Annotated in this window: 23 protein-coding genes; 11 read left to right on the top strand and 12 right to left on the bottom strand. The window is 62.7% G+C overall.

Annotation, left to right across the window (positions count from 1 at the left end):
• Positions 1-3 precede the first annotated feature (3 nt).
• Entirely contained in the window at positions 4-1,992 is a 1,989-nt protein-coding gene (locus LMTR13_RS14795) for an ABCB family ABC transporter ATP-binding protein/permease (protein WP_065728514.1), read from the bottom strand.
• Between the two features lie 212 nt (positions 1,993-2,204).
• On the opposite strand from LMTR13_RS14795, the gene LMTR13_RS14790 reads away from it, so the two are divergent.
• Complete coding sequence (locus tag LMTR13_RS14790) at positions 2,205-2,825, top strand: LOG family protein (protein ID WP_065728513.1); 621 nt, start codon at positions 2,205-2,207, stop codon at positions 2,823-2,825.
• Positions 2,826-2,836: 11 nt separating this feature from the next.
• Here the strand turns inward: LMTR13_RS14790 and LMTR13_RS14785 are convergent, their stop codons facing one another.
• The 4 genes from LMTR13_RS14785 to cysS form a co-directional block, all read right to left on the bottom strand.
• Entirely contained in the window at positions 2,837-3,214 is a 378-nt protein-coding gene (locus tag LMTR13_RS14785) for a VOC family protein (protein ID WP_065728512.1), read from the bottom strand.
• Positions 3,215-3,320: 106 nt separating this feature from the next.
• Positions 3,321-4,919 carry a citramalate synthase gene (gene cimA / locus LMTR13_RS14780; protein ID WP_065728511.1) on the bottom strand — a complete coding sequence of 533 codons (1,599 nt, stop codon included), beginning with the start codon at positions 4,917-4,919 and terminating at the stop codon, positions 3,321-3,323.
• Positions 4,916-5,428 carry a GNAT family N-acetyltransferase gene (locus tag LMTR13_RS14775; protein ID WP_065728510.1) on the bottom strand — a complete coding sequence of 171 codons (513 nt, stop codon included), beginning with the start codon at positions 5,426-5,428 and terminating at the stop codon, positions 4,916-4,918. The genes cimA and LMTR13_RS14775 overlap by 4 nt, the downstream gene beginning before the upstream one ends.
• A 117-nt stretch (positions 5,429-5,545) precedes the next feature.
• Entirely contained in the window at positions 5,546-6,961 is a 1,416-nt protein-coding gene (gene cysS, locus LMTR13_RS14770; protein WP_065728509.1) for a cysteine--tRNA ligase, read from the bottom strand.
• Positions 6,962-7,425: 464 nt separating this feature from the next.
• On the opposite strand from cysS, the gene LMTR13_RS14765 reads away from it, so the two are divergent.
• Together LMTR13_RS14765 and LMTR13_RS14760 are read left to right on the top strand one after the other, a co-directional pair.
• The gene (locus tag LMTR13_RS14765) at positions 7,426-7,734 is read left to right on the top strand and encodes a hypothetical protein (RefSeq protein ID WP_065728508.1); all 309 of its coding nucleotides are present in this window, start codon (positions 7,426-7,428) and stop codon (positions 7,732-7,734) included.
• 168 nt (positions 7,735-7,902) lie between these two features.
• Positions 7,903-9,069: a DUF2865 domain-containing protein gene (locus LMTR13_RS14760; RefSeq protein WP_065728507.1), complete on the top strand. Its 1,167-nt coding sequence runs from the start codon at positions 7,903-7,905 to the stop codon at positions 9,067-9,069.
• Between the two features lie 66 nt (positions 9,070-9,135).
• Here LMTR13_RS14760 and LMTR13_RS14755 read toward each other — a convergent pair whose 3' ends face one another.
• Positions 9,136-10,050: a DUF2189 domain-containing protein gene (locus tag LMTR13_RS14755; protein WP_065732698.1), complete on the bottom strand. Its 915-nt coding sequence runs from the start codon at positions 10,048-10,050 to the stop codon at positions 9,136-9,138.
• Between the two features lie 537 nt (positions 10,051-10,587).
• On the opposite strand from LMTR13_RS14755, the gene LMTR13_RS14750 reads away from it, so the two are divergent.
• From LMTR13_RS14750 to LMTR13_RS14730, 5 genes are all read left to right on the top strand, one after another.
• Positions 10,588-11,421 carry a cytochrome c oxidase subunit II gene (locus LMTR13_RS14750; protein ID WP_065728506.1) on the top strand — a complete coding sequence of 278 codons (834 nt, stop codon included), beginning with the start codon at positions 10,588-10,590 and terminating at the stop codon, positions 11,419-11,421.
• 81 nt (positions 11,422-11,502) lie between these two features.
• Positions 11,503-13,278, top strand: coding sequence for a cbb3-type cytochrome c oxidase subunit I (locus LMTR13_RS14745; protein WP_065732697.1), 1,776 nt, complete (start codon positions 11,503-11,505; stop codon positions 13,276-13,278).
• Entirely contained in the window at positions 13,275-13,979 is a 705-nt protein-coding gene (locus tag LMTR13_RS14740) for a cytochrome c oxidase subunit 3 (RefSeq protein ID WP_065728505.1), read from the top strand. The genes LMTR13_RS14745 and LMTR13_RS14740 overlap by 4 nt, the downstream gene beginning before the upstream one ends.
• An 11-nt stretch (positions 13,980-13,990) precedes the next feature.
• Positions 13,991-14,713: a heme-copper oxidase subunit III family protein gene (locus tag LMTR13_RS14735; RefSeq protein ID WP_065728504.1), complete on the top strand. Its 723-nt coding sequence runs from the start codon at positions 13,991-13,993 to the stop codon at positions 14,711-14,713.
• A gap of 9 nt (positions 14,714-14,722) precedes the next feature.
• Positions 14,723-15,127, top strand: a complete 405-nt coding sequence (locus LMTR13_RS14730) for a cytochrome C oxidase subunit IV family protein (protein WP_065728503.1) — start codon at positions 14,723-14,725, stop codon at positions 15,125-15,127.
• 128 nt (positions 15,128-15,255) lie between these two features.
• On the opposite strand, the gene LMTR13_RS14725 is transcribed toward LMTR13_RS14730, so the two are convergent.
• The 3 genes from LMTR13_RS14725 to LMTR13_RS14715 are packed head-to-tail and all read right to left on the bottom strand — an operon-like array spanning position 15,256 to position 18,796.
• On the bottom strand, positions 15,256-17,007 hold the full coding sequence (locus LMTR13_RS14725) for an NAD+ synthase (RefSeq protein WP_065728502.1): 1,752 nt from the start codon (positions 17,005-17,007) through the stop codon (positions 15,256-15,258).
• A gap of 45 nt (positions 17,008-17,052) precedes the next feature.
• Entirely contained in the window at positions 17,053-17,406 is a 354-nt protein-coding gene (locus tag LMTR13_RS14720; protein WP_065728501.1) for a diacylglycerol kinase, read from the bottom strand.
• Between the two features lies 1 nt (position 17,407).
• On the bottom strand, positions 17,408-18,796 hold the full coding sequence (locus LMTR13_RS14715) for a class II 3-deoxy-7-phosphoheptulonate synthase (protein WP_065728500.1): 1,389 nt from the start codon (positions 18,794-18,796) through the stop codon (positions 17,408-17,410).
• 240 nt (positions 18,797-19,036) lie between these two features.
• On the opposite strand from LMTR13_RS14715, the gene LMTR13_RS14710 reads away from it, so the two are divergent.
• Positions 19,037-19,939: an alpha/beta hydrolase family protein gene (locus LMTR13_RS14710; protein ID WP_065728499.1), complete on the top strand. Its 903-nt coding sequence runs from the start codon at positions 19,037-19,039 to the stop codon at positions 19,937-19,939.
• A 7-nt stretch (positions 19,940-19,946) separates the two neighbouring features.
• On the opposite strand, the gene LMTR13_RS14705 is transcribed toward LMTR13_RS14710, so the two are convergent.
• Both LMTR13_RS14705 and LMTR13_RS14700 read right to left on the bottom strand, forming a co-directional pair.
• Entirely contained in the window at positions 19,947-20,210 is a 264-nt protein-coding gene (locus LMTR13_RS14705) for a hypothetical protein (protein WP_065728498.1), read from the bottom strand.
• 67 nt (positions 20,211-20,277) lie between these two features.
• Complete coding sequence (locus LMTR13_RS14700) at positions 20,278-20,508, bottom strand: hypothetical protein (RefSeq protein WP_236843392.1); 231 nt, start codon at positions 20,506-20,508, stop codon at positions 20,278-20,280.
• Between the two features lie 179 nt (positions 20,509-20,687).
• On the opposite strand from LMTR13_RS14700, the gene LMTR13_RS14695 reads away from it, so the two are divergent.
• Together LMTR13_RS14695 and LMTR13_RS14690 are read left to right on the top strand one after the other, a co-directional pair.
• A complete protein-coding gene (locus LMTR13_RS14695; RefSeq protein WP_065728497.1) occupies positions 20,688-21,278 on the top strand; it encodes a cysteine hydrolase family protein in 591 nt (196 codons plus the stop codon).
• Between the two features lie 79 nt (positions 21,279-21,357).
• Positions 21,358-22,434: a flavodoxin family protein gene (locus tag LMTR13_RS14690; RefSeq protein ID WP_065728496.1), complete on the top strand. Its 1,077-nt coding sequence runs from the start codon at positions 21,358-21,360 to the stop codon at positions 22,432-22,434.
• A gap of 96 nt (positions 22,435-22,530) precedes the next feature.
• Here the strand turns inward: LMTR13_RS14690 and LMTR13_RS14685 are convergent, their stop codons facing one another.
• A complete protein-coding gene (locus LMTR13_RS14685) occupies positions 22,531-23,382 on the bottom strand; it encodes a 3-hydroxybutyryl-CoA dehydrogenase (RefSeq protein ID WP_065728495.1) in 852 nt (283 codons plus the stop codon).
• Positions 23,383-23,778 lie beyond the last annotated feature (396 nt).

The following is a 23,778-nucleotide window of genomic DNA, read 5'->3' as shown; positions in this document are numbered from 1 at the left end:
GGATTATTCCGCGGCGGTTGCCAAGGGATCTTTGGATTTGGGCTGATCGCCGGCCGGCTCGTTGAGCGGATCATCGACCGGCGGCGGGGCGCGGTTCGGCGCTTCGTTACCATCGTCGATCTGCGCAAGCTTCTCCCGTGCCGCCTCGGCTTCGCGCTGCCTGTTCCACATGCTGGCATAAAGCCCACCCGCCGCCAAAAGCTTGACGTGGGTGCCGCGCTCGGCAATGCGGCCTTGATCCAGCACGATAATTTCGTCGGCGCCGACGATGGTGGAGAGCCGGTGCGCGATCACCAGCGAGGTGCGGCCGCGTGAGACCCGCTCCAACGCTTCCTGGATTTCGTGCTCGGTGTGGCTGTCGAGCGCAGAGGTTGCCTCATCCAGCACCAGGATCGGCGGCGCCTTCAGGACCGTGCGCGCAATCGCCACACGCTGCTTCTCGCCGCCGGACAGTTTCAGCCCGCGTTCGCCGACCTGCGTTTCGTAGCCCTTGGGCGAGTTGCGGACGAAGCTGTCGATCTGCGCCAGTTGCGCCGCCTCTTCCACCTCGCCATCGCCGGCATCCCAGCGACCGTAGCGGATGTTGTAGCGGATGGTGTCGTTGAACAGCACGGTATCCTGCGGCACCATGCCGATCGAGGCGCGCAGGCTCGCCTGCGTAACGTTCCTGATGTCCTGGCCGTCGATCAGGATTTTTCCGCTGGAGACGTCGTAGAGGCGGAAGAGCAATCGCGAAATCGTCGACTTGCCGGCGCCGGAGGGACCGACGATCGCAACCGTCTTGCCGGCGGGCACCTCGAAGCTGAGGCCTTTGAGGATCGGCCGCTCCGGATCATAGGCAAAGCGCACGTCGTCGAAGCGCACACTCCCGGCGCTGACCACGAGCGGCGCGGCGCCTGGGATATCCTTGATCTCCGGATTGCGCGACAGCACGTTGAACATCTTCTCGATGTCGATGATCGCCTGCTTGATCTCGCGATAGACCATGCCCATGAAGTTCAGCGGCTGGTAGAGCTGGATCATCATGGCGTTGACCATGACGAAATCGCCGACCGTGTTGGTGCCGTTGCGCACGCCGATCGCGCACATCAGCATGGTCGCGGTGAGGCCGATGGTGAAGATGACCGCCTGCCCGGTGTTGAGCACTGCCAGCGAGGTGTAGGTCTTGACACTGTTGTGCTCGTAGCGCTCCATCGAACGGTCGTAGCGTTCGGCCTCGCGCGTCTCGGCGCTGAAATATTTCACCGTCTCGTAGTTGAGCAGCGAGTCGATCGCCTTGGTGTTCGCTTCGGTGTCGGAATCGTTCATCTTGCGGCGGATCTCGATCCGCCATTCGGTCGCGATGTAGGTGTAGTACATGTAGATCACGACCGTGATCGCGGTGACCAGCACGTAACGCCAGTCGAACTGCCACAGCAGCACCGCCATCAGGAGCGAGACCTCGACGATGGTCGGGATGAGCTGCAGGATCACCATCCGCACGATCACCTCGATGCCGGTCCGGCCGCGCTCCAGCACGCGCGTCAGGCCGCCGGTCTTGCGCTCCAGATGAAAGCGCAGCGACAATTCGTGCATGTGAACGAACGTGATGTAGGCGAGCTTGCGCACCGCATGCATCGCGACGCGGGCGAAGATGCCGTCGCGAAACTGCGTCAGCACCGCCATCAAAACGCGCACCGCGCCGTAGCTCGCGGTCATCAGCAATGGCGAGGCGATCAGCCACAGCATCCAGTTCGAGGCTTCGACCGGCGCCGTGCCCATGCCGTTGAGCGCATCGATCGCCCATTTGAAGGTGAACGGCACCGTCAGCGTCGCGAGCTTCGCGGCCAGCAGCAGCACCATCGACCAGACCACGCGCATTTTCAGGTCGGTGCGGTCGCCGGGCCAGATATAGGGCCAGAGGTGAACCAGCGTCCCGATCAGGGTCGCTCTTTCGGGAGCATTGTCGGCCGGCAGTTGGGCGGCATCGGCGCGCGAATCAGGATCAGCCATCGCTGTCGCGCCCAACGCAGGATGGCGCACCGGCCGCCGTCAGATGGTTTCTGATGATCTGCATACGCCCGTCATATAGAGCGTTTAACTCGCCCGTACAGCCTTGAAAGATAAATCTTTCCCCCGTTTGGTTTGATTTCGGGCCTATTTCTGCTGCATCAGCGAAGTCAGCCAGACTTGAGGTTTTCTGGGTGCGGTGCCACATGGTCGTTATGGATCAAATCAAGACCGAACTAATCAAAACCGTCTGTGTCTATTGCGGCTCCGGCCCCGGCTCCAACCACCGCTTCGTCGAAGCGGCCCAAGCCTTGGGAAAAGCGTTTGCCGAGAACAATATCCGCCTCGTCTATGGCGGCGGATCAGTTGGGCTGATGGGCGCGATCGCCAAATCCACGCTGGATCACGGTGGACTGGTCACCGGCATCATTCCGGAATTTCTAAAGTCGCGCGAACATATGATGGCGCGCGTGCAGGAGATGATCGTCACGCCCGACATGCACGAACGCAAACGGCTGATGTTCGAACACTCCGACGCCTTCGTGGCGCTGCCCGGCGGCGTCGGTACGCTGGAGGAACTGGTCGAGCAGATAACGTGGCAGCAGCTCGGCCGTCACACCAAGCCGGTGCTGCTCGCCAATATCGACGGCTTCTGGGAACCGCTGTTTGCGCTGCTCGCGCATATGCGCGAAACCAAATTCATCCGGCCGCCGTTCGAGATCGACATTCTCAAAGCCGAACAGGTCGAGGACATCGTGCCGCGGCTGCGCGCCGCCGCTGCCCGTGCTCCGGCAGGCGCCAAGGAGATGGCGCCGGAATTGGCGCGGAAGTTGTAGTCGTTGCGCCTTCACTCCGCCGGAAACGTCACGGCCTCGATGCGGTTGCCATCGGGATCGATGACGAAGGCCGCGTAATATTTGACGCGATCATGCGGGCGCAGGCCCGGTGCGCCGTCGGAATGTCCGCCGGACTTCAACGCAGCCGCGTGAAACGCATCGACATCGGCGGGTGATTTCGCGCGAAGGCAGATGTGCGTGCCGCTTTCGAGCGGCACTAGCGTCATGCCGGCGCGCAGGTTGATCCAGAATTCGGGATAGGCCTTGCCGAAGCCGATGGTGGCGGGACGGGTGACGAGACGTGTGAGGCCGAGGGCGGCCAGAGTTGCTTCATAGAAGCGCGCGGAACGCTTGAGGTCGGCAACGCCGACGGAAATGTGGTCGATCATTCGCACCTACCCCTGCAGTCATTCCGGGGCGATGCGAAGCATCGGACCCGGAATCTCGAGATTCCGGGTCTGGTCCTTCGGACCATCCCGGAATGACGAACTCACCTCACGTCGGCGCGCCGGATTTCACCAGCTTGTAGACCACCGAATCCATCAGCGCCTGAAACGAGGCGTCGATGATATTGGGCGAGACGCCGATCGTGGTCCAGCTCTCGCCATTCTCGTCCTCGCTCTCGATCAGGACCCGCGTCACCGCTTCCGTGCCGCCATTGAGGATACGGACGCGGTAATCGATCAGCTTCAGGCCCTCGATGTACTTCTGGTACTTGCCGAGATCCTTGCGCAGCGCGACGTCGAGCGCATTCACCGGGCCGTTGCCTTCGGCTGCCGAGATCAACCGCTCGCCGGCGACGTCGACCTTCACCACCGCGAGCGCCACCGTGACGCGCTGGCCGTTGGCGTTGTAGCGCTGCTCGACATTGACGTCGAACTGCTCGACCTTGAAATATTCCGGCACCCGGCCGAGCGTGCGCCGCGCCAGGAGATCGAACGAGGCGTCGGCGGATTCATAGGCAAAACCGGCAGCCTCCCGCTCCTTCAGCTCCTCGACCAGCCTTGCCAGTTTCGGATCGTTCTTCTCGTAAGGAACGCCGGCGCGGTCGAGCTCGGCCATCACGTTGGAGCGGCCGGCCTGGTCCGAGACCAGCACCTTGCGGTGGTTGCCGACGGATTCGGGCATGACGTGTTCGTAGGTCTGCGGATCCTTCAGGACCGCGGAAGCATGAATGCCGGTCTTGGTGACAAACGCGCTTTCGCCGACATAGGGCGCATGGCGGTTCGGCGCGCGGTTGAGCATGTCGTCGAGCGTCCGCGACATCTTCATCAGCGTCGCCATTTTCTCCGCGGTGACGCCGATTTCCAACGCGTCGGAGAATTCGTTCTTCAGCCGCAGCGTCGGGATCAGCGAGCAGAGATTGGCGTTGCCGCAGCGCTCGCCGAGTCCGTTCAGCGTGCCCTGGATCTGGCGGGCGCCGGCGCGTACTGCGGCGAGCGAGTTGGCCACCGCCTGCTCGGTGTCGTTATGGGCGTGGATGCCGACATGGCTGCCCGGGATGTGCTTCACGACGTCGCCGACGATGGTCTCGATCTCGTGCGGCATGGTGCCGCCATTGGTGTCGCACAGCACGACCCAGCGCGCGCCGGAATCATAGGCAGCCTTGGCGCAGGCGAGCGCGAAATCGGCACTCTCCTTGTAGCCGTCGAAGAAGTGCTCGCAGTCGACCATCACCTCACGGCCCGCGGCCTTGGCGGCGCTGACGCTGTCGCGGATCGAGGCGAGGTTTTCCTCGTTGGTGGTCTCCAGCGCCACCCGCACCTGATAAGCGCTGGATTTTGCGACGAAGCAGATCGCATCGGCCTTGGCCTCGATCAGCGCCGCCAGCCCCGGATCGTTCGAGGCCGAACGGCCCGGACGGCGCGTCATGCCGAACGCGGTGAATTTGGCGTGCTCGAGCTTCGGCTTTTCGGCGAAGAATTCGGTATCGGTCGGATTGGCGCCGGGATAGCCGCCTTCGACGTAGTCGATGCCGAGTTCATCGAGCATCTGCGCGATGATCTGCTTGTCATGCAGGGTGAAATCGACGCCGTTGGTCTGCGCGCCGTCGCGTAATGTCGTATCGAACAGATATAGGCGTTCGCGGCTCATGTCGGCGCTCCCGGCGCGGCGCTTGTCGCCAGCGTCTTCTGCATCGTGGTGTTGGCAAGCCATTCGCCATTGAGCGAAACCGTATTGCGCTGCTTGGCGGCATAGCCGCGCTTTCTGAACAATGGCTCGGCAGTATCGCTGGCATCGACGGTCAGAACCTTGGCCCCGCGCGCGCCCGCCAGTTTCTCCAGCGCGTCTACCAGCATCGACGCAACGCCCTGCCCTGCCACACTCGGGTGGACGTAGAGCATGTCGAGATGGTCGGCGCCCTTCAGCGAGGCGAAGCCGACCGGCGCGTTCTGGATGGTCGCGATCAGCGTCAGTTGCCCGGCGAGCTTCTTGCCGAACGCCGCTTCGTCCTCGGCTGCCTGAGCCCAGGCCTCCTGCTGCGCCTCGCTGTAGTCGTCGCCGGTCAGTCCCTCGATGGCGGCAACGAAGATCGCCGCCAGCATCGGAACATCCGCCGGCAGAAACGGCCGCAAGCCAGGTTTGGGCAATGCCTGTCCCATCGCGTCAAATCACTCCGAACAGCCGCAGCGCCAGTATGACCGCGGCAACGATCAGCGCCCATTTGATGAAGATGTAGTAGCGCCAGTGTTTGGGAAACGGGGTATCGGGTTTGTCCATCACGCGATCTCCCAGGTGGTGACGGGTTTTCCGTCCTTGTCCTTGCTGTCCTTGATGGCAACGCCCATCGCGGCGAGCTCATCGCGGATGCGATCGGATTCCTTGAAATCCTTGCGCGCGCGCGCCGCCGCGCGATCGGCAATCAGGCGGTCGACGTGTTGCGCATCTATGCCGCTCGCCTGCTGCTTCCGCCCCTTCCACTCCGCAGCACTCATCGAGAGGAAGCCGAGCAGGCGAAGCGAGGCCGCAAACTCGCCGCGTTCCCGCGCCCCGCCCGACGCCGCCGCGTTGCGCAGGCCGTGCAGGACTGCCATCGCCAGCGCCGTGTTGAGGTCGTCATAGAGCGCCTCGATCATGGCGGACGACGGCTCGGTGGCCACAGCGTCGGCCGCGATCGCGTACCAGTCGTCGAGCGTCTTCGCGCTCTCTTCCACACCCTTCGCGGTCCAATCCAGCGGCGAGCGGTAGTGCGTCTTGAGCATGCTCAAACGCAGCACCTCACCCGGCCAATCGGCCAGCAGTTCTCGGATCGTGAAGAAGTTGCCGAGCGATTTCGACATCTTCTCGCTCTCGATCTGCAGGAAGCCGTTATGCATCCAGACATTCGCCATGCGGTCGGAATGGAACGCGCAGCAGGTCTGCGCGAGCTCGTTCTCATGATGCGGAAACACCAGGTCGATGCCACCGCCATGGATATCGAACTTCTCGCCGAGATGCTTCCAGGCCATCGCCGAGCATTCGATGTGCCAGCCAGGGCGGCCTTCGACCTCGATGCCCGATGGCGACGGCCACGACGGCTCGCCCGGCTTCGAAGGCTTCCACAGCACGAAGTCGGTATTGTCGCGCTTGTAGGGCGCAACGTCGACGCGGGCGCCTGCGATCATCTCGTCGAGCGAGCGTTTCGACAGCGCGCCATAGCGCGGCATCACGGAATTGGCTTCGTTCATCGCCTGCGGCGAGAACAGCACGTGGTCTTCGGCGACATAGGCGAAGCCGCCGGCAACCAGCTTCTCGATGATCGCCCGCATCTCCGGGATGTGCTCGGTCGCGCGCGGCTGCACCGTCGGGGCCAAGCAGCCGAGCGCGGTGACGTCGTCCTGGTACTGCTGATACGTCTCTTCGGTGACCTTGCGGATCGCCTCATTCAGCGGCACGCCGGGATAGTCGCGCGCGGCACGGACGTTGATCTTGTCGTCGACGTCGGTGATGTTGCGGACATAAGTCACCTGATCCGCGCCATAGCGATGGCGGAGCACGCGAAACAGCACGTCGAACACAATCGCCGCGCGACCGTTGCCGATATGGGCGAAGTCGTAGACCGTCGGTCCGCAGGCATACATGCGGACGTTGCCGGCATCGAGCGGCACGAACGGCCGCTTCTCCTTGGTCAAGGTATCGTAGAGACGCAAATCCATGACAAACCCATCCCAGTGCCGAGGGCGATTTGAAGTTCCTGCAGAGGTAGCAGCGAGATCGACCAGGAACTTCAAATCGCAGGCGGCGCTAAACTTTTAGTTTCTTGCAGCGCCCCGGCTCTCCCATTCGTAACCCCATTCGCCGCAAAACCATGCGAATGCGAGAGCCGGTGCGCTGCCGGCCGGGCGTCCAGTGATCTCAGTTTTTGAGAAAAGACGGCCTCAGCCAGCGAATCGCTAGCTAATAATCTCGCGGCAAATGGCGCAGATGGCGAGGAGACCGTTCATGGTTCCACCATTGCGGTATCGGGGGCACGCCGTCAAGGCCTTGCTCATGCCCGATTTGGGTCCGATCAGGCCGGCGAACCCCGCCACTCACTGCCGCCCTCGGCCCTCATGGTTAATCATTATTAACACTTTTGGCCTATTTCTGAAGGCGCTCTCTCTCCCTGCCGGTGCCATCCATGCGACTTTCCTCCGCACTCATTGCCTGTGCCTTCCTGTTTGCCGCCTCGGCCGCTTCCGCCGACAGCCGCGTCTTCATCGTGGCCAACCAGGCCGACGGTTATGGTGTGGATGAGTGCCTCGCCAGGGGCGACAAATGTGGCGCCCACGCCGCCCGCTCCTATTGCCAGTCACGGGAGTTTGCCCAGGCCATCGCCTATCGTCGCGTCGAGCGCGACGAAATCACCAGCGCGGTTCCGATCGGCGGCGGCGACCGCTGCGCAGGCCCGGCGTGCGGCGAATACGTCGCCATCACCTGCCAGCGCTAGAGGCATTAATTCCGTAGTTTCAAGGGCCGGTTTGCCACACCCGCGCCCCGGAAACGACGTGACGCTGCCCTGAGAAGCGGGTATTGGATGCGGCCTTGGCCGCAGAACGCTGCCTTGGCCGCGTCATCAGGTTTTTGAGCCGCGCGGATCAGCTCTCAATGGCCGGATATGCTGGAAATTCGCAACGCTTCCCTCCCCCTTCGGATATTGACCTGCGCCATCCTGCTCGGCATCGCTGCCCCGGGCACACCCGCTTTGGCGCAGACGAACGAAGACGCCATGGCGCAGATGAACCAGGACGCGCCGCCACAACAGGGCGCGCCAGCCAATCCGATCTGCATCCGGCTAGAAGGACAATTGGCGACGATCGACCGCGGCGCCGGCACCGGCGACCCCGCCAAGGATGAGCAGATCCGCCGCTATCAGGACGCCGAGGCCAAGCAGCAGGCCGAGCTCGACCGGGTCACGCTGCAAGCCAAGCGCATGGGCTGCGAAAGCTCGGGCTTCTTCTCGCTGTTCAACGGCCGCTCCGCCCAATGCGGTCCGGTGAACAACCAGATTCAGCAGATGCGCGCCAATCTCGACCAGATCACCACCAGCCTGGAACGGCTGCGCAGCGGCGGCATCGGCGGCGCTGACCGCGAAAACCAGCGCCGCTCGGTGCTGGTGGCTCTCGCGCAGAACAATTGCGGCCCGCAATATGCCGCTGCCGCACGCGGCCCCGGCAACTTCATCGACAGCCTGTTCGGCAACAATAATACGCTGCCGCCGCCCAGTGCCGATCTCGGCGCGCCATCCGGCACCTTCCGCACCGTCTGCGTCCGCACCTGCGACGGCGCCTATTTCCCGGTCTCATTCGCGACCGTGCAGGCCCGCTTCCAGGATGATGAGCGGACCTGCAAGGCGCTGTGCCCGGCGGCGGAGGCGACCCTGTTCGCCTACCGCAATCCCGGCGAGGACATCAACCAGGCGGTCTCGATCAACGGCCAGCCCTATTCATCGCTGCCCAACGCGTTCAAATTCCGCACCGAGTTCAACGCATCCTGCTCCTGCAAGCCCGCGGGCCAGACCTGGTCGGAAGCGCTGAAGTCGGTCGACGACAAGGCCGCGGTCGAACAGCAGGGCGACATCATCGTCACCGAGGAGAGTGCGAGGCGGATGCAGCAGCGCGCGCAGTCGAAAGGCTCGCCGCCGCCCAAGAAGGGCGCCACGCCCGCAGGCACCACCGCCGCCGCGCCTGCACCGGCAGCTCCGGCCGACACGGCGGCTACGACCAACGACAAGGACAAGCCGATCCGCACCGTGGGCCCGACCTTCATTCCGCCGAAGCAGTAGGCGCCCAACCTTCGAGCGCCCTTGCTGAGGCGCGGCTGACGCGATCAGCCGCGCCTGTTTTCGCGGCTACGGCTCGCGCTCACGGCCCCACGGGAAGAGAGCGGACGGAAAATCCGCTGCGTAGCGGTGCCCTTTCCGCCGGGGCGGTGGTTCCTGTGGAGGATTGGGATCGGGCTCGACCACCTTCCGATACAGATGCCAGGTGGCATGGCCGAGTATCGGCAGAACGGCTGCGAGTCCAACGAAGACGGGCAGTGAACCGATCACCAGCAACGCCGCGACAATCAGGCCCCACCCGGCAATCGGAACCGGATTTTTCATCACAACGCGCAGTGACGTGCGGATAGCGTCTATCGCAGTCGCATGCCGGTCAAGCATCAGCGGAAACGACACGACGCTGACGCACAGGGCGACGACCGCGAACAGAAAACCGACGCCGCAACCGACGATGATGAGTGACCATCCGTCCGACGTGGTCAGCACGCGCGTTACGAAATCAGGGATGCTCGCAGCCGGTGCGTGGCCGAAGATCGAGACGTAGATAGCATTCGCCGCGCCGATCCAGGCCCCGAACAGAACAAGCAGGAGCACGCCGAGCTCGAGCATGGCCCCGAAAGATGGAGCGCGCAGCACGTTAAGCGCATCCCATGCGCCGACCTCCTCGCCGCGCTCGCGGCGGCGGCTGAGCTCGTAGAGACCAACCGCGGCAAAGGGTCCAATCAAGGCAAACCCGGCTGCCAGCGGGAACAGCAGCGGCAGTACCGAGTAGCCAAGGACCATCCTGAAGAGAGCAATACCGAGGACGGGATAAATCACGCACAGGACAATCGCGTGACTTGGCACTGCCTTGAAGTCTTCCCAGCCCAGGCGCAGCGCCTCGCTCAGGTCGGAAAGTTCGATCTTGCGAATGGGATATGTGGCGGCCTCGCCAAATACGTGCCGTCCTACTTTTGCGATGCCGTCAGAATACAGAGTGGCCATGGACGCACCCTCCCGTGCTGAAAAGTCGCGGCGGTGAAACGACGCGCTTTCCAGCCACGCGTAATCCGCCCTCATGTGCGGGAAACGCGACGGCAAACCACCCAGGTTCAGCAAAAGGAGCTTAGCCGGACGAAACTCGTCGCGACCTGCCCGACGAACTTAGCGCTATGCGAGCCGGACAGCGCTCACGGTTCGGTGAACTGTGCACGTTCACGGTCATTTGGCGCATTGCATCATGGGTCAAACGATCTGGCCGTCTGACGCTGCTCAGCTTGCGGCATCCGCGCAGCGTTCCCGACGCTGAAGTGTTCTATTGACGCCAGCCCCGACGCGTATCATCCTCGTTTCTGACGCCCCAGATCTGATGGCAAGCGGTCGTAACGTGCGCTCGGTGCCACGTTTGGATGTCGCGACCGGTCATAGTGGGCGAGGCAAGACGCACTGCGATGGCGCATGCGAAGTCAGCCATCAAGACAGGTGCGAGCTCCGCCCTTTGTTTTCGTCTCCGTTGCCTTTAGTGGCAAGGAGGAATGAAGGATGGTTGTTGCCATCATATTGCTTTTGGTCGCGGTCGGCTCGGTGCTGTTTCACATCTACAGCCCGTGGTGGTGGACGCCGATCGCCACTAACTGGCGCTACATAGACGACACCATCAACATCACCTTCTGGATCACCGGGGCGGTGTTCTTCGCGGTCATCGCGTTCATGGCCTATTGCGTCTTCCGCTTCCATCACAAGGAAGGCAGACAGGCGGCCTACAATCCCGAAAACAAGAAGCTCGAATGGTGGCTCACCATAGGGACGGCGGTCGGCGTCGCAGCCATGTTGGCACCCGGCTTGTTTGTCTGGCACCAGTTCGTCACGGTTCCGGCAGATGCGACCGAGGTCGAGGTCATGGGTCAGCAATGGAGCTGGAGCTTCCGCCTCCCCGGCAAGGATGGCCGGATGGGCACTACCGACGTCCGCTACGTCAGCTCCGAGAACCCGATGGGCTTGAACCCCGACGATCGGCATGGGCAAGACGACGTTGTAATCGCGAGTGACGAGTTGCATCTCCCGGTCGGCAAGCCCGTCAAGGTTTTGCTCCGCTCACTCGATGTCCTGCACGATTTCTATGTGCCCGAATTCCGCGCCAAGATGGACATGGTCCCAGGCATGGTCACCTATTTCTGGATGACCCCGATCCGAACCGGAACGTTCGATGTGCTCTGCGCCGAGCTGTGCGGGGCAGCGCACGCGCAGATGCGGACCAAGGTTATCATCGAAGAAGAGAGTGACTATCGGGCCTGGCTGGAGAAGCAGAAGACGTTTGCGGAATTGTCAGGCCGAAGCGCCGTTATGAGGGCGACGTACAAATCCGGCGGCGAGTAAGAAACGCCGCGGCGAATACAGATTGGGCGCGTGAGAACAACTCATCGCCCCCTGATGAAAGCGACCGAGGAGGTGTCTTCGATGGTCGATGTCCCGTATGACAGAATCGCAGACGTTCCGCCTGCCGAAGTGCCGGAGGTTGAGCTCTATCACCCCAAGAGCTGGTGGACGCACTATGTCTTTTCGCAGGACGCCAAAATCATCGCCATTCAGTACTCGCTGACGGCGACGGCAATCGGGCTGGTAGCCCTGGTGCTGTCGTGGCTGATGCGGCTGCAGCTCGGATTTCCCGGCACATTTTCCTTCATTGATGCGAACCAATACCTCCAGTTCATCACCATGCACGGCATGATCATGGTGATCTACCTGCTCACTGCCCTGTTCCTTGGAGGTTTCGGCAACTACCTGATCCCGCTGATGGTCGGCGCCCGGGACATGGTTTTCCCGTACGTGAACATGCTGAGCTACTGGGTCTATCTGCTCGCAGTTCTAGTGCTGGCCTCGACCTTCTTCGTGCCTGGCGGCCCCACCGGCGCCGGTTGGACGCTGTACCCGCCGCAGGCGATTCTCTCCGGCACACCCGGGCAGGATTGGGGCATCGTTCTCATGCTGACCTCCCTGATCCTGTTCATCATCGGCTTCACCATGGGCGGGCTGAACTACGTGGTGACGGTGCTGCAGGCGCGCACGCGCGGCATGACGTTGATGCGTATGCCCCTGACGGTATGGGGCATCTTCACGGCTACCGTCATGGCGCTGCTGGCCTTCCCGGCGCTGTTCGTTGCCTCCGTCATGATGCTGTTCGACCGCCTCCTGGGAACCAGCTTTTTCATGCCCGCACTCGTCGAAATGGGCCAGCAGTTGAAGTATGGCGGCGGCAGCCCGATCCTGTTCCAGCACCTTTTCTGGTTCTTCGGTCATCCCGAAGTCTACATCGTCGCCCTGCCGGCCTTCGGCATCGTGTCCGATCTGATCAGCACGCATGCGCGGAAGAACATCTTCGGCTATCGCATGATGGTCTGGGCCATTGTGGCCATCGGCGCGCTCAGCTTCATCGTGTGGGCGCACCACATGTATGTGAGCGGCATGCACCCGACTTTCGGGTTCTTCTTCGCCACCACGACGCTCATCATCGCCATCCCGACCGCCATCAAGGTCTACAACTGGGTGCTGACCCTGTGGCGCGGTGACATCCATCTCACCGTTCCGATGCTGTTCGCCCTCGGCTTCATCATCACGTTCGTGAACGGCGGGCTCACCGGCCTCTTCCTTGGCAACGTCGTCGTGGATGTCCCGCTTTCGGATACGATGTTCGTCGTCGCGCATTTCCACATGGTGATGGGCGTGGCGCCCATCATGGTCGTGATGGGGGCGATCTATCATTGGTACCCCAAGGTAACCGGGCGGATGCTGGATGACTGGATGGGCAAGTTTCATTTCTGGGTCACGTTCCTCGGTGCCTATCTCATCTTCTTCCCCATGCATTATCTCGGGCTGCAGGGAGTCCCGCGCCGTTATCACGACCTTGGCGAAGCGGCGTTCATCACCCCATCGGTTCATACGCTGAACGCCTTCATCAGCGTTGTCGCGTTGATCGTGGGCTTCGCCCAGATGGTGTTCCTGTTCAACCTTGTGTGGAGCCTGTTCAAGGGCAAGGCTTCCGGCGGCAATCCATGGCGGGCGACAACATTGGAGTGGCAGACGCCGGAGACGCCTCCTGGGCACGGCAACTGGGGCAAGGAGCTCCCGGTGGTCTATCGCTGGGCGTATGACTACAGCGTGCCAGGTGCCGCGGAGGACTTCATTCCGCAGAACCAGCCGCCGGCGAAACGGGGCGCCCAGGGAGCTGCACCGTGAGCGCCATCATCCTGGTCATGGCGGTGATCGCAGTCATCGCCGGATGGTGGCTGTCGCAGCAGCGGTTGACGGCCAAGCCCTGGCTGGAAGAAGGCTCGATCGATGACTTCCCGGGCACGGGAGCGATTACCCTGCCGGCAGCGAAGCTCGGATTGGGAGTGTTCCTCGCTGTTGCCACCTCGTTGTTCGCGCTCTTCATCAGCGCCTACTCCATGCGCATGGACATGGTGGATTGGCGGGCACTCCCAGTCCCGGCACTGCTCTGGTTCAACACCGGCGTCCTGGTTTTGAGCAGTGTCGCGATGCAATGGGCATATGTGTCCGCACAGCGGAACAACATGGACGGTGTAATCGTCGGCCTCTGCGCGGGAGCAGCATCCGCCATCATATTCCTGATCGGGCAGTTGCTCGCATGGCAACAGCTGAGCGCCGCGGGGTATTTCGTGGCATCCAATCCGGCCAACTCATTCTTCTATATGATCACTGCGGCGCACGGACTCCATCTGATGGGCGGTCTGGTGGCCCTGGGGAGAACAACCGCCAAGGTGTGGCGTGGCGCTGAGATGCCCCAGCTACGCCTGAGCGTAGAGCTCTGTGTCATCTACTGGCATTTTCTGCTGTTGGTCTGGCTCGTCGTGCTTGGTGTGCTGACGGGCTGGACGGACGATTTCATCAACATCTGTCGCCGGTTGCTGAGCTAGGGAGGACCCAGATGGCAGAGACTGCGCTGACAAACCCTGGACAGTCGCCTGCGCGGACTGCCGGCTTGAAGGGCATCGCCGCCGACTGGTCCTCGGATCAGCGCGCGTTCAAGAATGTGTCCTGGGGCAAGGCCATGATGTGGATCTTCCTCCTCAGCGACACCTTCATCTTCAGTTGTTTCCTGCTCTCCTACATGACGGCGCGGATGTCCACGACCGTGCCGTGGCCCAACCCGAGTGAGGTATTCGCGCTCACGATTGGGGGACACCATATTCCCCTCATCCTGATCGCCATCATGACCTTCGTCTTGATCAGCAGCAGCGGGACGATGGCGATGGCCGTCAATTTCGGCTACCGCCGCGATCGCGTCAAAACTGCAGTCCTGATGCTGGTTACGGCGGCACTTGGCGCAACCTTCGTCGGCATGCAGGCTTTCGAATGGACCAAGCTGATCCAGGAGGGTGTTCGGCCTTGGGAAAATCCCTGGGGTGCGGCGCAGTTCGGATCCAGCTTCTTTATGATCACCGGCTTCCACGGCACTCACGTGACGTTCGGGGTGATTTTCCTGATCGCCATCGCCCGAAAGGTGTGGCGCGGAGATTTTGATCACGGACGACGCGGCTTTTTCACGAGCAGGAAAGGGAATTACGAGATCGTCGAAACAATGGGCCTGTACTGGCACTTCGTCGATCTTGTGTGGGTTTTCATCTTTGCCTTCTTTTACCTATGGTGAGGCCGGCGCATGACAGAGGCAGCAGTACAAATAGAAGGTCGACGACATCCGCTACACGCCCATGCGCCCGATGCGGCGGCGTCAGCTGTCACCACACACGCAGAGGGGCAGCAGCACCCGATCAAGCTCTATCTCGTGGTTTGGGGATGGTTGTTCGTTCTCAGCGCCTGTTCCTATCTCGTCGACTATTTCGGCTTGCAGGGCTATCTCAGATGGTCGCTGATCCTGCTGTTCATGGTGTTGAAGGCCGGCCTGATCGTCGCCGTCTTCATGCATATGGCCTGGGAGCGGTTGGCCCTGACCTATGCTATCCTGCTACCGCCTGTCTTGGTGTTGGTATTTGTGGCCATCATGGTGTTCGAATCCGAGTATACGCACCTCATACGGGTGTTGTTCTTCTCGCAAGCGGCGTAGCCCGTATACTGAAGGCGCTTCCCGAAGCAGCCTATCGGGAAGCCATCAACTGGCTGGCTTAAACGGAGCGGGATGACGTTTCTCCGAATCGTCGTCCCGCTTGTTTTTTTCCGACGGAATATCCGCAGTTACCCATCAAATACGTCCGCCGACGCGCGGCCGGCGCGCGCGACCAGCTTTTCGTCGGGTGCGGGCAGCGCCTTGCCGTTGTCGCGGAAGCGGTTGGTAATGGGATAGCGGCGGTCGCGGCCAAAGTTCTTTTCCGTCACCTTGACGCCCGGCGCGGCCTGCCGGCGCTTGTATTCGGCGACGTTGAGCAGGCGGTCGATCCGCGTCACCATTTCAGCCGGGAAACCGGCCGCGATGATCGTGGCCAGCGGCTCCTCGCGCTCAACCAGCCGCTCGAGGATGCCATCGAGCATGTCGTAGGGCGGCAACGAATCCTGGTCGGTCTGGTTCTCGCGCAGTTCCGCCGTCGGCGGCCGGGTGATGATGTTGACCGGGATCACCTCTCCCGACGGCCCGAGGGCGCCATCCGGCTTCCACTCGTTGCGCAGGCTCGACAAGCGGAACACTTCGGTCTTGTAGATGTCCTTGATCGGATTGAAGCCGCCATTCATGTCGCCATAGATGGTGGCGTAGCCGACCGACATTTCCGACTTGTTGCCGGTGGTGACCACCATCGCGCCCGTCTTGTTCGAAATCGCCATCAGCAGCGTGCCGCGGGTGCGCGCCTGCAAATTCTCTTCGGTGATGTCGCGCGGCAGGCCAGCGAACGGACCGGACAGGATTTTCTCGAAGCCGTTCACGGCATCGGCAATCGGCAGCACCTCGTAGCGGATGGCTAGCGCCTTCGCGAGCTTTGCGGCGTCGTCCAGCGACACCTGTGCGGTAAAGCGGAACGGCAGCATCACGCCGCGGACCTGGTCGGCGCCAAGTGCATCGACAGCGATCGCCGCGCACAGCGCGGAATCGATGCCGCCGGAGATGCCAAGCAAGACGCCCGGAAAGCCGTTCTTGCGGACATAATCGCGCAGGCCCAGCACGCAGGCGGCGTAATCCGCCTTGTCGCCCTCGAGCAGCGGCACTACGGGGCCCGAGCAGCGCCAGCCCTCGACGCCCTTGGTCCAGCGCAGTGTGGCGATGTTTTCCTCGAAAGCGGGCAGTTGCGCCGCGACCGAAAGGTCGGCGTTAAGCGCAAACGACGCGCCGTCGAACACCAGCTCGTCCTGCCCGCCGATCTGATTGAGGTAGACCAGCGGCAGACCGCTTTCGGTGACGCGGGCGACCGCGATCGACAGCCGGAGATCGTTCTTGTCGCGCGCGTAGGGCGAGCCGTTCGGCACGACGAGGATTTCCGCGCCGGTCTCGGCGAGGCATTCGACGACGTTTTCGTATTCTTCGGATTCCTCGAGCCAGATGTCCTCGCAGATCGGCACGCCGACCCGGATGCCGCGGACGGTCACAGGGCCCGCGGCGGGGCCGCGCGCGAACAGCCGCTTCTCGTCGAACACGCCGTAGTTCGGCAGGTTGGCCTTGAAGCGCAACGCGGCGATGCGGCCCTGATCTAGCAGCGCGCAGGCGTTATAGAGCTTGCCGTCCTCGACCCAGGGCGTGCCGATCAGAACAGCCGGACCACCGCCCGCGGTCTCGCGCGCCAGTTCCTCGACCGCGGCGCGGCAGGCGGCCTGGAACGCCGGCTTCAGCACCAGATCTTCGGGCGGATAGCCGCAGATGAACAATTCGGGCAGCAGCAGGAGATCGGCGCCATCGGCCGCAGCCTTGTCGCGCGCGGCGCGGGCTTTGGCGGCGTTGCCCGGGACGTCGCCGACCGTCGGGTTCAACTGCGCCAGCGTGATCTTGAAGGTGGGTTCGGTCATGGGAGCAATGGTGCCTTGCACAAGAGCAAACTGCAATTGCTTGCTTCAAATTGCGCCCATGCGTTCGGCGAGGGCGAACAGCCAGAACAGGCCGGCCATCAGCAGCGCGACGCCAACCGCAGCCGAGCCCATGTCCTTGACCTGGCCGATCTTCGGATCGTGATCGGTGGTCAGGCGGTCGGCGAGCTTCTCGATCGCGGTGTTGAGCAGTTCGACCACCAGGACAAAGGCGACGGCCGCGACAAGTTCCACGCGGCGCATGGTGGTCACGCCAATCAGCCAGGCCAGCGGCACCGACAGCGCCAATGCGATCAGTTCCTCGCGGACGGCCTGCTCCGAACGGATCGCAAAAGCGAGGCCGTTACGCGTGTTGATCGTGGCCCGCCAAAGTCGCAGCAAATCAGAGTCCCGCTGCGGCCGGCATCGGCTGAGCCTTACCGGCGCGTTCCTGCTTCAGCAGTTCGGCAATCAGGAAAGCCAGATCGATCGATTGCTCGGCGTTGAGGCGGGGATCGCAGACCGTGTGGTAGCGGTCGTTGAGGTCCTCGTCGGTGATGGCGCGGGCGCCGCCGATGCATTCGGTGACGTCCTGGCCGGTCATCTCCAGATGCACGCCGCCGGCATGGGTCCCTTCCGCCGCATGGATGGCGAAGAACGACTTCACCTCCGACAGCACCCGGTCGAACGGCCGGGTCTTGTACCCTGACGTCGAGGTAATCGTGTTGCCGTGCATCGGATCGCACGACCAGACCACAACCCGCCCTTCCCGCTGCACGGCGCGTATCAGCGGCGCGAGGTGATCGCCGACCTTGTCGGAGCCGAAGCGGTTGATCAGCGTCAGCCGTCCCGCCTCGTTGTCGGGATTGAGGATGTCGATCAGCTTCAACAGCTCGTCCGGCTTCAGCGAGGGGCCGCATTTCAGGCCGATCGGGTTCTTGATGCCGCGGAAGTATTCGACATGGCCGTGGTCGAGCTGGCGGGTGCGGTCACCGATCCAGATCATGTGGCCTGAGGTGGCGTACCAGTCGCCGGTGGTGGAATCGACCCGGGTCAGCGCCTGCTCGTAGCCGAGCAGCAGCGCCTCGTGGCTGGTGTAGAAATCGGTGGCGCGCAGTTCGGGATGGCTTTCGAGGTCGAGACCACAGGCACGCATGAAATTCAACGCGTCCGAAATACGATCCGCCAGTTCCTTGTACCGGCGGGACTGCGGCGAATCCTTGAGAAAACCGAGCATCCACTGGTGAACGCTGCCGAGATTGGCAAAGCCGCCGGTCGCGAACGCGCGGAGCAGGTTCAGCGTCGCCGCCGACTGCCGATACGCCATCAACTGGCGCTGCGGATCGGGGATGCGCGCCTCCGGGGTGAAGGCAATATCGTTGATGATGTCGCCGCGATAGCTCGGCAGCTCGACGCCGTTGACTTTTTCGGTGTTCGACGAGCGCGGTTTTGCGAACTGCCCGGCGATGCGGCCGACCTTCACCACCGGCAGCGCGCCGGCATAAGTCAGGACCACCGCCATCTGCAGCAGCACACGGAAGAAGTCGCGGATGTTGTTGGCGCCGTGCTCGGCAAAGCTCTCGGCGCAATCGCCGCCCTGCAGCAGGAAGGCCTCGCCGGCCGCGACGCGGGCCAGCGCCTTTTTCAGGTTACGGGCTTCACCGGCGAACACCAGCGGGGGAAACGTGGCAAGCTGCGCCTCGACGTCGGCCAATGCCTTGGCATCGGGATAATCGGGCACCTGCAGCACCGGCCTGGTGCGCCAGTTGTCGGGCGTCCACCGCTCGGACATGACGTTAACTCCTGAGCAAAAACCGCTACTTATCCGCGTTCGTTAAAACTTCGGCGCGACCAAAGTCGAGAGGACCAAGGCGAAGCCTCGGCGGAGCCGGGTCGAAGGTTACGAAGGCCGGGTTATACACAGGCTGCGGACCGACCGCCAGTTAGATTTCCGGTAGTCCTGACAAGCTCTTGCGGCGAAATCCGAATTCGCATTTGCTATGGCCGCTCGCAAAGCTGGCAGGAGAACACGGTGGCCGAGCCGGGACTGGACGACGTATTTTGCGACGACATCACGGTGCCCGCGACGGACGGATATCCCCTTGCCGCGACGCTGTTTCTGCCCCGAGGGGCCAAGCGCCGTGCGGTCCTGGTCAATTCGGCGACCGCCGTTCCCCGCAAGCTCTACCGGGGTTTTGCCGGCTACCTCGCCCACCGCGGCTGCGCGGTTCTGACCTACGACTACCGCGGCACCGGCGACTCCAGGCAGCAGGCGCTGCCCGGCTCCATCAGGCCGAAATCGCTCGTCGGCTTCAAGGCCTCGATGTCGGACTGGGCAGCTCAGGACATCACCGCGGCGGTCGCCTGGATGCGCGAGCGCTACAAGGCGCTGCCCTTCGCCTATGTCGGGCATTCGTTCGGCGGCCAGGCGCTCGGCCTATTGCCGAACAATTCGGAGATTTCGCGCGCACTCCTGATCGCCGCTCAGGCCGGTTACTGGAAACTGATGACGGCGCCGGAGCGCTACCGCGTCTACGCCCTGCTGAATTTTGTGGGCGCTCCGTTAACCCGCGCGCTCGGCTACATGCCCGGCGAGGCCGGCCTCGGCATGGATCTGCCGAAGGATGCATTCCTGCAATGGGTGCGCTGGGTGATGAGCCCGCGCTATCTGTTCGACGATGCCAGGCTCGAAGCCGTGCAGAATTTCCCGAAATACCACGGCGCGTTGCGCGCACTCTGCATGTCCGACGATCCGTGGGCGACGCCGCCGGCGGTCGAATTGCTGTGTTCGGGATTTACCTCGATCACGCCGGAGATCATCACGGTGACGCCTGCGGATACCGGCGTGAGCAAGATCGGGCATCTTGGATTTTTCCGGCCCGAGCATCGCGACACGCTGTGGCGCGGGGCGGCGGAGTGGATTGAGGCGGCGTAGCTTGCGATCAGCCCTCGCAGCGGGGGCATTGGCCGTCTGCGGCCTCGCCAAGCTGACGCGCGAATTCGCTCCTGATGGCTTCCACCGGCCAATGGGTGCCGTCGCTCCTTACGATTCTTCTTGCGCGCTCGAAAGCATGGCTCTCGGCGGCGTCATCGCCGACGCGAACAATCACATCCCAATGGAAAGGGCATGCTGCCGTCGCGCGCGTGGTCTCCAGCGCGTAGCGCACCGTCGCTGTCAAATCGTCGGCATCGACCTTCACGGGCATGACTAGTCCCCATACGCTGGGACGGCCATCGGGCATTGAGACCACGCATGCGCCTGGCGGCCGGCGCTCACCTCACCACGGCGGCCGCGTCGCCGTCGTCGCCGGGCAAGACGTATTCGACCGCCAGCAGCCCGCCTTCAAGAAGGAGAAACGCAACCGTGCCGCCCAGCCAGCCGAAGAACGCAATTGCAAAGGCCAACAGAAGCAAGGCGGATACGACGTCCGCCAGGATCTTGCCGCTCCGCTCGATCGCGTCCTGTCCTGTGGAAAAGTAAGCCATGGCCTCCTCTTCGTCCACGCACCATCAACCACGAATGCAACGTGGCACGAAGGCGGGAGTTCCGTTCATCCTCGGCCATCGCCGATCCGCGGTCGCGACTTTACGGATGCCCAGCAAGGCCGGACGCTCCCCGTCCGGCTAATGAAACCAGTTCCCAATTTCCGAATTAGCCTTCTCAATGAGGCAAGAGGCCAGCCATGGAAGGAATTCGCGACGCCGCGCATCTGTGCATCGATATGCAGAACATCTTCGCCAAAGGCGGTGTGTGGGAAACGCCATGGATGGAGAAGGTATTGCCGGTGATCTCGGAGATCGCCGCGCGATATCAGGAGCGGACGGTATTCACGCGCTTCATCACACCCGAGCGGCCGGAAGACCGCCGCGGCCAGTGGCGGGCCTATTTCACCAAATGGAAGCGCGCGACGCGCGATGACCTCGCTCCCGGCGCACTCGACATCGTGCCGGCGCTGTCCCGATATTCGCCGCCGGCCCTGGTCGTCGACAAGCCCGCCTATTCGGCATTCTTCGGATCGCGGCTCGGTCATCTGCTCGTCGAGCGGCATGTCGGCACGGTGGTGGTGTCAGGCGCGGAGACCGATGTCTGCGTGCTCGCCACGGTGCTCGGCGCGGTCGATCTCGGCTTCCGCGTCGTCATCGTGCAGGATGCGCTCTGCAGTTCCTCGGACACCGGGCATGATGCGCTGATGACCATGTACCGGACGCGGTTCAACGAGCAGATCGAGCTGGTCAGTACCGCGGAACTGTTCGACATGTGGCGTCCGGAATAGATGCGCCGGCCAAGCCCGGAACCGCCGCTCCGGCTCCAACGTTGAGACGGCAGCGATCATCGCGCGAAAGGATCGATCCATGGCGGCGCCGGACGTTCGCAAGGAAATGCCGCCCGTCAAATTGCCGCGCGAGGAATTCGAGAGGCGCTATCGCGGCCGCTTCGTCGATCCGGTCTTCCAGCCACTGCAGCGCGAGCTCGACGCCATCGTCGCGGCGGCATGGGACGCCTATAGCCATTCCCGCAAAGCCCCGCTGACGCGCAAGGCGGGAGCGGGCTTCGCCGATCCCGAGTACGAAATCGCGGTGGACTGGCTCGCCGCACGCGAGGCCATTCTCGAAGCGCAGCGGCGCCACGACGATGCCGCTGCGCAGCCGCGTATCCTCATCGTCAACGGCTCGGCGCGTAGCGAGCATACCTGCCCCGGCGAGACGTCCAAGACATGGCGGCTGGTCAAGCTCGCCGAGCCGGTGCTGGCCGAAATGGGATTTGCGGTCGACATTCTGGATCTCTCGCGGCTGACGTCGGAATATGGCCGGCAGATTTATCCCTGCAAATCCTGCGTCGCCACCGCGATGCCGCTCTGCCACTGGCCCTGCAGTTGTTATCCGAACCATTCGCTCGGCCAGACCGACGACTGGATGAACGAAATCTATCCGCTCTGGGTGGCAGCGCACGGCATCCTGATCGTGGCGCCCGTGAACTGGTATCACGCGCCGACGCCGCTGAAGGCGATGATGGATCGCCTGGTCTGCGCCGATGGCGGCAATCCCGATCCGACCTCCACCCACGGCAAGCACGCCGGCCAGGCCAAGGCGCTCGAACTGAAAGGATGGCCCTATCCGCGCCATCTGGCCGGCCGGCATTTCGGGCTTGTGATTCACGGCGACAGCGGAGGCGCGGAGACGCTGCGGCGGTCACTTTCGGACTGGCTGACCGATATGGCGCTGATCTCGGCCGGCCGCACCGCCGAAGCCGAGGGCTATATCGGCTACATGGAGCCCTACGCCACCTCGCATCAGGCCTTGGACGAGGATCACGAATTCCACGACGAGGTACGCAATGCGGCACGCGCGCTCGGTAATGCGGTGAAGCTCGCGCGTGCGGGAAAGCTGGAGAATCCGGCCAAGGGTCTTGTCGAGCCCGATCCGAAGTAGCTTGGTAGGATGGGTAGAGCGGAAGCGATACCCTTCACGTCTCGGCGCAAAGATGGGTTTCGCTGCGCTCTCCCCATCCTACATGCTATCGCTCCACTACTTCCCGTAGCTATAAAAGCCCTGCCCTGTCTTGCGGCCGAGATGGCCGGCGGCGACCATTTCCTTCAGGAGCGGCGCGGGGCGGTATTTCGGGTCGTTGAAGCCCTGGTAGAACACTTCCATCACCGACAGCATGGTGTCGAGGCCGATCATGTCGGCGAGCGCCAGCGGGCCGATCGGATGATTGCAGCCGAGCTTCATGCCGGCATCGATATCCTCGGCGGTCGCCAAACCTTCCTGCAGAGCAAAGATCGCCTCGTTGATCATCGGGCAGAGGATGCGGTTGACCGCAAAGCCCGGGCTGTTCTTCGCCGTGATCGCCACCTTGCCGATGCGCTTGGCGAAGTCCGCGGCCTTGGCATGCGTGTCATCGGAGGTCTGCAAGCCCCGGATCAGTTCCAACAGCGCCATCAGCGGCACCGGATTGAAGAAGTGCATGCCGATGAAGCGGTCCGGCCGGTCGGTCGCCGCCGCGAGTTTTGTGATCGAGATCGAGGACGTGTTGGTGGCGAGCAGCGCCTGCGGCCGCAATTTTGGGCAAAGGTCCTTCAGTATCTTGACCTTCAGCTCTTCATTCTCGGTCGCCGCCTCAATGACGAGATCGCAGGTGGAAAACTTCGCCGTGTCCGTAGTCGTCGTGATGCGCGCCAGCGCGGCCTGCCGGTCGGCGTCGGTCATCTTCTGCTTGTTGACGAGGCGCTCCAGGCTGTTCGACACCACCAACATGCCACGTGTGAGCGCGGCGTCTGAGATGTCGGTCATGACCACGGGGAGGCCGGCTGCGGCGCAAACCTGGGCGATGCCGTTACCCATGGTCCCCGCGCCTACGATACCGATTTGCTCAATCATTGCTGGGTAACTCCGTTACTTGATGCTGGCTCATATCGTTATCAGAGTGCGACCATCACCGGTAGCCCGAAGCAATTAGCCGCACATCAGCCTATGTTCGTTTGATAGCGGACTGCACTCCTATACGCTCGGACTCAATGGGACCGGGCGATCTATAAGACGTCCTTCCGTTTCCGGCTTGCCGGGCACAATATAGAGTCGATACCGCTCGAGGTCCTTGCGCACCGAAATTTCGGCATCGGGTCAGCTTGCCAAATTCGCCAAGGCTTAGCTGCTACGCGCTCTCGCCAAACGGATTGCAGATCGTCAGATCGGCAATCGCGCGGCCGTGCTGCATATCTTCGCTGTAGAGAGTGTCGCAGCCAGCCTCGGTGGCTGCGGCAACGATGAGCGCAT

Origin of the sequence: Bradyrhizobium icense, from assembly GCF_001693385.1 — a bacterium.
Taxonomy (GTDB): domain Bacteria; phylum Pseudomonadota; class Alphaproteobacteria; order Rhizobiales; family Xanthobacteraceae; genus Bradyrhizobium; species Bradyrhizobium icense.
The sequence above is the reverse complement of the archived record's forward strand: the minus strand, read 5'-3'. Positions and strand labels throughout refer to the sequence as shown.

What these genes read in the sequence shown, in the direction of transcription:
- LMTR13_RS14795 (WP_065728514.1), bottom strand. Translation starts at nt 1,992, where the DNA reads ATGGCTGATCCTGATTCGCGCGCCGATGCCGCCCAACTGCCGGCCGAC.
- LMTR13_RS14790 (WP_065728513.1), top strand. Translation starts at nt 2,205, where the DNA reads ATGGATCAAATCAAGACCGAACTAATCAAAACCGTCTGTGTCTATTGC.
- LMTR13_RS14785 (WP_065728512.1), bottom strand. Translation starts at nt 3,214, where the DNA reads ATGATCGACCACATTTCCGTCGGCGTTGCCGACCTCAAGCGTTCCGCG.
- cimA (WP_065728511.1), bottom strand. Translation starts at nt 4,919, where the DNA reads ATGAGCCGCGAACGCCTATATCTGTTCGATACGACATTACGCGACGGC.
- LMTR13_RS14775 (WP_065728510.1), bottom strand. Translation starts at nt 5,428, where the DNA reads ATGGGACAGGCATTGCCCAAACCTGGCTTGCGGCCGTTTCTGCCGGCG.
- cysS (WP_065728509.1), bottom strand. Translation starts at nt 6,961, where the DNA reads ATGGATTTGCGTCTCTACGATACCTTGACCAAGGAGAAGCGGCCGTTC.
- LMTR13_RS14765 (WP_065728508.1), top strand. Translation starts at nt 7,426, where the DNA reads ATGCGACTTTCCTCCGCACTCATTGCCTGTGCCTTCCTGTTTGCCGCC.
- LMTR13_RS14760 (WP_065728507.1), top strand. Translation starts at nt 7,903, where the DNA reads ATGCTGGAAATTCGCAACGCTTCCCTCCCCCTTCGGATATTGACCTGC.
- LMTR13_RS14755 (WP_065732698.1), bottom strand. Translation starts at nt 10,050, where the DNA reads ATGGCCACTCTGTATTCTGACGGCATCGCAAAAGTAGGACGGCACGTA.
- LMTR13_RS14750 (WP_065728506.1), top strand. Translation starts at nt 10,588, where the DNA reads ATGGTTGTTGCCATCATATTGCTTTTGGTCGCGGTCGGCTCGGTGCTG.
- LMTR13_RS14745 (WP_065732697.1), top strand. Translation starts at nt 11,503, where the DNA reads ATGGTCGATGTCCCGTATGACAGAATCGCAGACGTTCCGCCTGCCGAA.
- LMTR13_RS14735 (WP_065728504.1), top strand. Translation starts at nt 13,991, where the DNA reads ATGGCAGAGACTGCGCTGACAAACCCTGGACAGTCGCCTGCGCGGACT.
- LMTR13_RS14730 (WP_065728503.1), top strand. Translation starts at nt 14,723, where the DNA reads ATGACAGAGGCAGCAGTACAAATAGAAGGTCGACGACATCCGCTACAC.
- LMTR13_RS14725 (WP_065728502.1), bottom strand. Translation starts at nt 17,007, where the DNA reads ATGACCGAACCCACCTTCAAGATCACGCTGGCGCAGTTGAACCCGACG.
- LMTR13_RS14715 (WP_065728500.1), bottom strand. Translation starts at nt 18,796, where the DNA reads ATGTCCGAGCGGTGGACGCCCGACAACTGGCGCACCAGGCCGGTGCTG.
- LMTR13_RS14705 (WP_065728498.1), bottom strand. Translation starts at nt 20,210, where the DNA reads ATGCCCGTGAAGGTCGATGCCGACGATTTGACAGCGACGGTGCGCTAC.
- LMTR13_RS14695 (WP_065728497.1), top strand. Translation starts at nt 20,688, where the DNA reads ATGGAAGGAATTCGCGACGCCGCGCATCTGTGCATCGATATGCAGAAC.
- LMTR13_RS14690 (WP_065728496.1), top strand. Translation starts at nt 21,358, where the DNA reads ATGGCGGCGCCGGACGTTCGCAAGGAAATGCCGCCCGTCAAATTGCCG.
- LMTR13_RS14685 (WP_065728495.1), bottom strand. Translation starts at nt 23,382, where the DNA reads ATGATTGAGCAAATCGGTATCGTAGGCGCGGGGACCATGGGTAACGGC.